This window comes from Stenotrophomonas sp. STEN018 (assembly GCF_056760235.1).
This window is the reverse complement of sequence record NZ_JBRREK010000048.1, coordinates 22812-32002: the sequence shown is the minus strand read 5'-3', so window position 1 is coordinate 32002 and position 9191 is coordinate 22812. Positions and strand designations below refer to the sequence as shown.

The following is a 9191-nucleotide window of genomic DNA, read 5'->3' as shown; positions in this document are numbered from 1 at the left end:
GGGGTTGGGGGTTCAACTCGGGGGGGGGCCCGGCCCCCCCCCCCCCCCACCCCCCCCCCCCCCCCCCCGCGGCCCCGCCCCCCCCCCCGCTCCCACATCCATTTACATCGGTTTCCGGTTGAACCCCAGCGCAGCATGGCTGCGCTTTACATGAGGCCTCAGACGTCGGCCGGGGTCATCCGCGGCATCGCCAGTGCGGCGCCTTCGTTCTCGGTGGAACGGGCTGCGTACAGGTTGGCAAAACGCACGTGCTTGATGAACGAAGATTCCGGTGCTGCTGCCAGCGAGGCGGCCAAGGCGCCGTTGAAGGCATCGCCGGCACCGGTGGTGTCCACCACCTGTACCGACTCGGCCGGCACGCGGTAGTACGGCTGGCTGTCGCTGCGCAGCTTGTCTTCATCGTGCGAGACAAACACGCCCACCGCACCCAGCGTCACCACCACGGTGTTGCCGGACAGCTTGCGGCACAGGGCGTGCAAGCTGGCACCGTCCAACGCTGCCACGTCATCGGCCTCGATGCGTTCGCCGACATGACGGCTGAGCAGGGCGGCAAACTCGGTTTCGTTCGGGGTAAGCACGTCGGCCAGCTTGAGCAGGCTGATGGTGGACGGGGCATTGGCCGGAGCGGCGTTGAGCATGGTCAGCACGCCGGCTTCGCGGGCCTGCGCCAGCGCCGCTTCGATGGTTTCCACCGGCGATTCCAACTGCGCCAACAACACCTTGGCGCCACCGATCAGGGCGGCGTTGGTGGCGACAAAATCGCTGCTCAATGAGGCATTGGCGCCTGCACCGATCACGATCGAGTTGCGGCCACGGCCATCGACGTAGATGCCTGCGGTACCGGTGGGCTCGGTGGTGGCTTCGGCCACCAGCGCGATGCCGTCGGCACTGGCCAGCTGGCGGGCGAGGTCGCCGCCAGCATCAGCACCGAGTGCGCAGACAAAGCTGGTGTCAGCACCGGCGCGGCGAGCCGCGACGGCCTGGTTGAAGCCCTTGCCACCGGGCCCGGTGCTGTAGCGGCCAGCAATGGTCGCTCCCGGCGCGGGCAGGGCATCGCAGCGCCAGACGTGATCGACATTGAAGGAACCGGCAACGACTACAGAACTCATGGAATCTACGTCTCTAAGGTGGCGATGAAACAGCAGCTGCGATGGCTTGGCCATCTGACTCGGCCGCCTTGCAGCGGCCGGGCCGGATCAGCTGGATTGAATCAACTGAAGTGGGTCAGCACGCCGGCAATGGTGGCGGTCATCAAGGTGGCAATGGTGCCGCCCAGGACTGCACGCAGGCCGAACTTTGCCAGGTCCTGGCGACGGTCCGGAGCCAGGCCGCCAATGCCGCCGATCTGGATGGCAATGGAGCTGAAGTTGGCGAAACCGCACAGGGCGTAGGTGGCGATCAGACGGCCTTCTTCACTCAGATGGACGCCTGGAACGTTGCCTTGGATGATCTGCGACAGGTCCATGTAGGCGACAAATTCGTTGATCACGACCTTCTGGCCAATCAGCGAACCGACAGTGGTGGCGTCAGCCCAGGGCGTGCCGATCACCCAGGCGATCGGGGCCAGTACGTAGCCGAAGATGGTAGCCAGGTTGGTTGGCTTGCCGATGGCAGCCGACAGGCCGGTAATGTCACCGATCCAGGTCAGCGGCGCATTGAGCAGGGCGATCAGGGCGATGAAGGCCAGCAGCATGGCACCGATGTTCAACGCAAGGCGCAGGCCGTCAGCGGCGCCACCAGCGGCGGCGTCGATGATGTTGGAGGAGGTCTTCTCCACTTCCATCTTGACCGTGCCGCGGGTCAGCGGGGTACCGGTTTCCGGCACCAGCAGCTTGGCGACCACCAGCGTGGCCGGCGCGGCCATGATCGAGGCAGCCAGCAGGTGCTTGGCGTAGAAGGCCTGCGAGGCCGGATCGCCACCGCCGAGCATGCCGACGTACGCGGCCAGCACGCCGCCGGCGATATGCGCCATGCCGCCGATCATCATCGTGATCAGTTCGGACTGGGTCATCTTGGAGATATACGGGCGCACGGTCAGCGGCGCCTCGGTCTGGCCGATGAAGACGCTGGCGCAGACGCTGGTGGTTTCAGCACCGGACACGCGCATCACCTTGGTGATGGCCGCGGCCATGACCCGCACGATGGCCTGCATCACGCCCAGGTGGTACATCACGCCCATCAGCGCCGAGAAGAAGATGATGGTCGGCAGCACCTGGAAGGCGAAGATGAAACCGTACTTGGGGATGTCCATCAGGCTGCCGAAAATGAAGTTGGAACCTTCATTGACGAAGCTCAGAATCTTGACGAAGCCCTTGCCCAGCCAGTCGAACACGTCGCGACCGCCCGGAACCAGCAGCACCAGCGCCGCAAAAGCGATCTGCAGAGTGATGCCGGTAGCAACCAGCTTCCAGTCAACGGCTTTCTTGTTATTGGAAAACAGCCAGGTGATGCCCAAAAGCACCGCCAGGCCGAACAGGCCGAAGCCGATTCTGCCCAAACCTTCGAACATGAGTAATCCCCGGGCGAGCCCGCAAAAGACGCAAGCCTAGAGCAGCGGCTGATGCCGGGCAAGAATATCTCCGGCATAAGCAGGCATTTGCTGGGATTGCGCCGGTATCGGCAAGGTCTGCGGACCTGTCGGATGCGCAGTCAGGGTTACACTGGCAGCCTGTCTGCGCGAATCCTGCGCGCCGTCCCCTGTTGGAGCCAGCCATGCAATACCGTCGTCTTGGGTCGTCCGGCCTGCAGCTGTCCGCCTTGTCGTTTGGTGCCTGGGTGACCTTTGGCAGCCAGATCGGGCGCGACGAGTCACGCAACCTGATTGCCGCGGCCTGGGACAACGGGGTCAACTTCTTCGACAACGCCGAGGGCTACGCCAAGGGTCGTGCCGAAGAGGTGATGGGCGACGTGATTGCCGATCTGCGGTTGCCGCGCGATGGTTACTGCGTGTCGTCCAAGGTGTTCTTCGGCTCGGCCGAGGAGCCGGCACCGACCCAGCGCGGGCTGTCGCGCAAGCACGTCACCGATGCCTGCCACGCCGCGCTCAAGCGCCTGCGGGTGGACTATCTGGACCTGTACTACTGCCACCGCCCGGACGCGGAGACGCCGATCAGCGAGACCGTGCTGGCGATGGATAACCTGATCCGCCAGGGCAAGGTCCTGTACTGGGGCACCTCGGAGTGGTCGGGTGCGCAGATCGCCGAGGCGGTGGCCTTTGCCCGCGCCCACAATCTGTACGCCCCGAGCATGGAGCAGCCGCAGTACAACCTGCTGCATCGCGCCCGTGTGGAGCAGGAATACGCGCCGCTGTATGCCGATGCCGGGCTGGGCACCACCATCTGGTCGCCGCTGGCCTCGGGCCTGCTGACTGGCAAGTACAACGACGGCATTGCCGACGATTCGCGTTTGGGGCAGTCCTCGTTGGGCTGGCTGCAGGCCTCGGTGTTGGGCGAGCCGGCCGATGATCGTCTGGGCAAGGTGCGCCGTTTCACTGCTTTGGCCGCCGAGCTGGGCGAATCGCCGGCACAGCTGGCCATTGCCTGGTGCCTGCGTAATCCGCAGGTGTCCAGCGTGATCCTGGGCGCAAGCCGGGTGTCGCAGCTGGAAGAGAACCTGCGCGCGCTGGACGTGCTGGCGCGGGTGGAAGAGGGCGCCTGGCAGCAGATCGAGGCGATTTTTGCCTGATAGCGGAGCCGTAGTGCCGAGCCATGCTCGGCAGGGCCTGGCCAGCAGGGTTTCAGGCCCGTGTTTGTGGAATTTGTGGGAGCGGCGTAAGCCGCGAAGCCAGATATCTGTCAGCTTGCGAGCTGGCAGGTGATCTCAGTAGCGCCAGGTTCGCGGCTTACGCTGCTCCCACAAGCTGAGCGGGGTGCCGGTAGCGCCCCTGCCGAGCATGGCTCGGCACTACTGACTTTCAGTCGCGATGGGGTGCCGGTAAGGCCCCTGCCGAGCATGGCTCGGCACTACGGCCTTTCGGCCGGGATGGGGTGCCGGTAGAGCCTCTGCCGAGCATGGCTCGGCACTACAGGTGGAGCGAATGGCCTTGTCCGGCAGGGTTTGGCGCCGGATTGCGAAGTTGTTGTAAATAGTTCTTGCATCGTTATTGAGAATCATTATCATCAACTCCGTCCCCAGCACGGAATCACGATGATGTCGGCCCAGCCCGTTATGCTTCGCCCCCGCACCCTCCACCTGCCGCAGCGCCCGGTCCAGTTGTTGCCGGTCGATGGCGTTGTCGATAGCGGCGCCCTGCTCAAGGGCCAACGCGAGATCGTGATCCAGCACGGCGATAAGTTCTATCGCCTGCGGCATACCAGCAACGACAAGCTGATCCTTACCAAGTAAGCCGCAGCACGGCCGCATTCGCCGCAGCCAGCGTGTTCGCGCTTGGCCCCTGAGTGCACAGCTCTCTCCCCCCTTGACTGCAGTCTGGTTGCTCCGGCAACCGGGCTGTCTGTCAGGGGTTTTGTTCACTCCAAGATTCCAGGCCTCCATGATCCGTCCAACTGTCTTGACTGCTGCCCTGTGGGCGGTGCTGTCGCCCGCACATGCAGAAAACGTGGCTTTGCCCGTCGCCCATGAATTCGACCGCGTCCAGGTCACTGCCACCCGTACCGAGCGTGCGCTCAGTGATGTCGCTGCCACGGTTGACGTGATCGACCGGGAGCAGTTGGACAAACAGTTGGCGAACGACATCGCCGACCTGGTGCGCTACGAGCCGGGCGTATCAGTCACCCGCAATGCCACCCGTTTCGGGCTGGGCGGCTTCCGCATCCGTGGCCTGGACGCCAATCGTGTGCTGATCCAGACCGATGGCATCGCCATGCCGAAGAGTTTCAATATCGGCAGCTTCGCCAACAGCAATCGTAATTTCACCGATCTGGAGACGCTCAAGCGCGTGGAAATCGTGCGCGGCCCGGCCAGCTCGCTGTACGGCTCGGATGCACTCGGCGGTGTGGTGGCCTTCGTCACCAAGGACCCGGCCGACTACCTGAAGGATGGCAAGGACAGCTACGTTGGCCTGAAGTTCGGCTATGACGGCGATTGGAAGGGCCTGTTGGCCGGTGCAACCGCAGCGTGGGGCGGTGAACGTTGGAGCGGCATGGTCAACGTCAACCACCACCAGGGTCAGGAGACCGTCAACAAGGGGGATGTGCGCAGCAAGGACTACACCCGCACCGCGCCGAATCCACAGGAACGCGATGGCCGCAGCGTGCTGGCCAAGCTGGTGTATGCGCCGGATGAAAGCCAGCGCTTCCGCCTGACCGTTGAAGGCAACGAGGACAGCACCGATACCGACGTGTTCTCAGCGGTCAACGACAAGCACCCGGTGGCTGCATCGCGCACTACCAGGGACATGACTGCACACGACACCCAGAACCGCACGCGGCTGTCGTTCGCCCATGAAATGGATGCGCTGGACGCAGCCTTCGCCGACAGCATGAACTGGCAGATCTACCGCCAGAGCAGCGAAACCAGGCAGGTCACCAACGAAGGCCGTACCAATGGCAGCCGCCGTCATCGCGCCTTCCATTTCGATCAGCTGGTGTATGGCGCGCAGTTGCAGTTCAACAAGGCCTTGCAGACCGGTACGGTCGAGCACGCGCTGACCTGGGGCTTTGATGGTGCGCAGACCGACATCCGCCAGAAGCGCGATGGCTACCAGGTGCTGGCCAACGGCACCGTCAGCTCCAACATCTCGCCGGACAACTTCCCGGTGCGCGATTTCCCGATCAGCAAGACCACCGAACTCGGCCTGTATGTGCAGGACGAAATGCGCCTGGCCGATGGTCGACTGTCAGTTGTGCCGGGCCTGCGCGTGGACCACTACCGGCTCAAGCCCGAGCTGGATGCGATCTTCAGGGAAGACAATCCGAACATGGCCGTGGCCTCGCTGACCAAGACCAGCGTATCGCCGAAGCTGGGCGTGGTGTGGCGTTTCGATGATCAGTGGTCGGTGTTTGCCGGCTATGCGCATGGCTTCCGCTCGCCGCCTTACAACGACGTCAATCTTGGTTTCACCAATCTGACCTTCGGTTACACCGCCATCCCCAATCCGGACCTGAAGCCGGAAACCAGCAATGGTGTGGAGCTGGGCGTGCGCTATGTCAGCCCGGTCGCTTACATGAGCGTCAGCGGTTACTGGAACGACTACCGCGACTTCATCGAATCGCAGCGCTATGTCGGCGTCAATGCACAGGGCCTGATGGTGTTCCAGTCGCAGAACATCGCCGATGCGCGCATCTATGGTGCCGAGCTGAAAGCCGGTGTTGATTTCGGCCAGGTCAGCGACGCACTGAAGGGCTGGGGCCTGCGTGGCGCGGTTGCATGGGCGCATGGCCAGAACCGCACCGCGGATACGCCGCTGGACTCGGTGGACCCACTGCGCGGCACCGTCGGCCTGATGTACGACCGCGACGATTGGGGCGTGGAGCTTGCCGGCACCTTTGCCCGTCGCAAGGACCGCGTCGCTGCAGCCACGGCCTACCGCCCGGCCGGCTATGGCGTGCTCGACCTGATGGCGCATTGGGAATTCGCGCCGGGCGCCAAGTTCAACGTTGGCGTGTTCAATCTTACCGATCGCAACTACATCGATTGGTCCAGCATCACTTCCACGCTGGCCGCCAACAGCAGCGTGATCGACCGCTTCAGCAACCCGGGTCGCACCGTTTCGGCCAGCGTCTCGGTGTCCTGGTAAGCAACAACGTTAGCGGTTCCTCCAGGAGCCTGCGAAGGAGCGCATCGTGGCCACGGATGGCCATCCCTTTCATCCACATAAGGAACACCCATGAAGCTGCTTTCCGCCAGCCTGCCGCTGCTGCTTTTTGTCAGCACCGCTGCCAGCGCCGCCATTGCTGATATCGCCCGCGACCACGACAGCATCCTGAAGATGCAGGGTGAGTACACGGTGGACTTCGCCTTCGATGAAACCGTGCTGCTCAAGCCCGGCTACGAACGCGCAGCGGCGATGCGCAGCGGTGGTGATGAAGTGGTGATCGTGGTTGAAGACACGCCGCAGCGCATCGTGCTGCAGCATCTGCTGGTGGATACCAAGAGCGGCCACGTCACCAAGCATTGGCGCCAGGACTGGGTCTACGAAGCACCGCAGCGCTTTGAGTTCACTGCCGACCAGACCTGGACGGTGCGCGCCATTCCAGCTGCGCTCAATCAAGGCGCGTGGACGCAGTGCGTCTACGAAGTCAGCGACGCACCGCGCTACTGCGGTACCGGCCGCTGGAGCTACAACAACAATGTGCCGACCTGGACCAGTGACCTGAGCTGGCGTCCGTTGCCGCGTCGCGAATACACCAGGCGCAGCGACTACAACGCGCTGGCAGTGGTGAACCAGCACACGCTGACCCCCAATGGTTGGACCCACGAACAGTTCAACACCAAGGTGCAGCGTAATGCGGACGGCAGCCAGGTCGAGATCGCCCGCGAATTCGGTTTCAACGACTACATCAAGACCACCGAAGTGAACTTCAAGCCTGCGCGCGATTACTGGACTGCCACCGCACCGTTCTGGGCGCAGGTGCGGCAGCGCTGGGATGGCTTCCTCGGCCAGCCGCCGGGCGTGCACCTGAAGACCAAGCTCGACGGCATGGCGATGATCATGCCGCTGTTCCAGCAGGCCGAAGAGATCCAGGGCGGCGCGGCGCTGGACACCGGCAAAATCGATGCGGTGTTTGCCAAGTATGTGGAGCCCGCGAAGTAAGTTTGGTTTTTTGCTTTTTTGACTTTGTGGGAGCGGCATAAGCCGCGAAGCTAATGGTCGATCAGGTCACCGGCATGTCGGTGATTCCATTGATACCAGCTTCGCGGCTGACGCCGCTCCCACATCACACCTCTGGGCTCATTCCTTGAACATCAGCAGCGCCGCCACCACGATCAGCGCAAACGCCGCCCAGTGGTTCCACTTCAGTGGTTGCCCCAGGTAGGTGGCGGAAAACACCGCGAAGATCACCAAGGTAATCACTTCCTGCATGCCCTTGAGCTGTGGCGCCGAGTACACCGCGCTGCCCATGCGGTTGCCCGGCACCTGCAGGCAGTACTCGAAGAAGGCGATGCCCCAGCTGACCAGGATCACAGTCATCAATGGGGCGGTCTTGAACTTCAGGTGGCCATACCAAGCGATGGTCATGAATACGTTGCTGGCAACCAGCAGCAGTACCGGGTAGAGATAGGCAGTAAAAGACGGGGCGGCCATAGCCAGTTTCATCAAGGTGGGGCGATAGCATAGGGCGGGGACGGACAAGCGCTTGTCTGCGTTGAATAAGTTTCAGTTGATACCAATGACGCGTAAGGGCGTCTTCACACGAAATCCACCAGGAGTGCGGCATCTTTCACAAAGCTGAAGACTAAGGAGGCTCCATGCGACAGACCAAGGAATCGTCCGGGCTTGTATTGGTTGTCGAAGACAACCGCAATATCTCCGAGATGATTGGCGAATATCTGGAAGGCAAGGGTTTCGAAGTGGACTACGCAGCCGATGGCCTGGATGGCTACCGGTTGGCCGCTGAGAACAGTTACGACGTAGTAGTGCTGGACCTGATGCTGCCGCGCTTGGACGGCATCGAGGTGTGCCGCCGCCTGCGTAACGAAGCACGCAAGTCCACGCCGGTGCTGATGCTGACCGCACGCGACACGCTGGACGACAAGCTCACCGGGCTTGGTTATGGCGCTGATGACTACTTGACCAAGCCCTTCGCGATCCAGGAGCTGGAAGCACGCCTGCGTGCACTGATCCGCCGCGAGCGCCGCCAGGTGGGGGCGGAAGTGCTGAAGGTCGCCGATCTGGTGCTGGACCCGGTCAGCATGCGTGCCACCCGTGCCGGCAGCGAGCTGCAACTGTCGCCGATCGGGCTGCGCCTGCTCACCATCCTGATGCGCGAATCGCCGCGGGTGGTGACCCGCCAGGAGATCGAGCGCGAAATCTGGGGCAATGGCCTGCCTGATTCGGATACCTTGCGCAGCCATCTGTACAACCTGCGCAAGATCATCGACAAGCCTTTCGACCGCCCCTTGCTGCATACCGTGCAGAGTGCCGGTTACCGGATTGCCGACATCGGTCAGTCCATGGGCTGATCTGCAGGGGGCGTGTACTGGCACCTGTGTTTTGAAGAACCGCCGCAGAACATGAGTCGCGGCGGTTTTTTCTTGTCAGGTAATTCTGCGACGGCGCCAGTCCAGTC

The 9191-nt window shown here is 62.9% G+C and carries 8 protein-coding genes; 5 read left to right on the top strand and 3 right to left on the bottom strand.

Going from position 1 to position 9191, the window contains the following annotated elements; all coding sequences use genetic code 11:
* Positions 1-158: 158 nt before the first annotated feature.
* Together ACVOMB_RS16545 and ACVOMB_RS16540 are read right to left on the bottom strand one after the other, a co-directional pair.
* Positions 159-1109: a ribokinase gene (locus tag ACVOMB_RS16545; protein WP_481532179.1), complete on the bottom strand. Its 951-nt coding sequence runs from the start codon at positions 1107-1109 to the stop codon at positions 159-161.
* 101 nt (positions 1110-1210) lie between these two features.
* On the bottom strand, positions 1211-2509 hold the full coding sequence (locus ACVOMB_RS16540; RefSeq protein WP_481532178.1) for a NupC/NupG family nucleoside CNT transporter: 1299 nt from the start codon (positions 2507-2509) through the stop codon (positions 1211-1213).
* A gap of 203 nt (positions 2510-2712) precedes the next feature.
* Between ACVOMB_RS16540 and ACVOMB_RS16535 the strand changes: the two genes are divergently transcribed.
* The 4 genes from ACVOMB_RS16535 (at position 2713) to ACVOMB_RS16520 (ending at position 7714) form a co-directional block, all read left to right on the top strand.
* Positions 2713-3684, top strand: coding sequence for a potassium channel beta subunit family protein (locus ACVOMB_RS16535; RefSeq protein ID WP_481532177.1), 972 nt, complete (start codon positions 2713-2715; stop codon positions 3682-3684).
* Positions 3685-4149: 465 nt separating this feature from the next.
* The gene (gene hemP, locus ACVOMB_RS16530) at positions 4150-4344 is read left to right on the top strand and encodes a hemin uptake protein HemP (RefSeq protein ID WP_282273037.1); all 195 of its coding nucleotides are present in this window, start codon (positions 4150-4152) and stop codon (positions 4342-4344) included.
* Between the two features lie 148 nt (positions 4345-4492).
* The gene (locus ACVOMB_RS16525) at positions 4493-6697 is read left to right on the top strand and encodes a TonB-dependent hemoglobin/transferrin/lactoferrin family receptor (protein ID WP_481532176.1); all 2205 of its coding nucleotides are present in this window, start codon (positions 4493-4495) and stop codon (positions 6695-6697) included.
* 90 nt (positions 6698-6787) lie between these two features.
* Positions 6788-7714 carry a DUF6607 family protein gene (locus tag ACVOMB_RS16520; RefSeq protein ID WP_481532175.1) on the top strand — a complete coding sequence of 309 codons (927 nt, stop codon included), beginning with the start codon at positions 6788-6790 and terminating at the stop codon, positions 7712-7714.
* Between the two features lie 138 nt (positions 7715-7852).
* On the opposite strand, the gene ACVOMB_RS16515 is transcribed toward ACVOMB_RS16520, so the two are convergent.
* Positions 7853-8206 carry a DMT family protein gene (locus ACVOMB_RS16515; protein ID WP_481532174.1) on the bottom strand — a complete coding sequence of 118 codons (354 nt, stop codon included), beginning with the start codon at positions 8204-8206 and terminating at the stop codon, positions 7853-7855.
* Between the two features lie 164 nt (positions 8207-8370).
* Here ACVOMB_RS16515 and ACVOMB_RS16510 point away from each other — a divergent pair, with 164 nt between their 5' ends.
* Positions 8371-9084 carry a response regulator transcription factor gene (locus ACVOMB_RS16510; RefSeq protein ID WP_057630720.1) on the top strand — a complete coding sequence of 238 codons (714 nt, stop codon included), beginning with the start codon at positions 8371-8373 and terminating at the stop codon, positions 9082-9084.
* The last annotated feature ends 107 nt before the right edge of the window (positions 9085-9191 follow it).

What these genes read in the sequence shown, in the direction of transcription:
- ACVOMB_RS16545 (WP_481532179.1), bottom strand. Translation starts at nt 1,109, where the DNA reads ATGAGTTCTGTAGTCGTTGCCGGTTCCTTCAATGTCGATCACGTCTGG.
- ACVOMB_RS16540 (WP_481532178.1), bottom strand. Translation starts at nt 2,509, where the DNA reads ATGTTCGAAGGTTTGGGCAGAATCGGCTTCGGCCTGTTCGGCCTGGCG.
- ACVOMB_RS16535 (WP_481532177.1), top strand. Translation starts at nt 2,713, where the DNA reads ATGCAATACCGTCGTCTTGGGTCGTCCGGCCTGCAGCTGTCCGCCTTG.
- hemP (WP_282273037.1), top strand. Translation starts at nt 4,150, where the DNA reads ATGTCGGCCCAGCCCGTTATGCTTCGCCCCCGCACCCTCCACCTGCCG.
- ACVOMB_RS16525 (WP_481532176.1), top strand. Translation starts at nt 4,493, where the DNA reads ATGATCCGTCCAACTGTCTTGACTGCTGCCCTGTGGGCGGTGCTGTCG.
- ACVOMB_RS16520 (WP_481532175.1), top strand. Translation starts at nt 6,788, where the DNA reads ATGAAGCTGCTTTCCGCCAGCCTGCCGCTGCTGCTTTTTGTCAGCACC.
- ACVOMB_RS16515 (WP_481532174.1), bottom strand. Translation starts at nt 8,206, where the DNA reads ATGGCCGCCCCGTCTTTTACTGCCTATCTCTACCCGGTACTGCTGCTG.
- ACVOMB_RS16510 (WP_057630720.1), top strand. Translation starts at nt 8,371, where the DNA reads ATGCGACAGACCAAGGAATCGTCCGGGCTTGTATTGGTTGTCGAAGAC.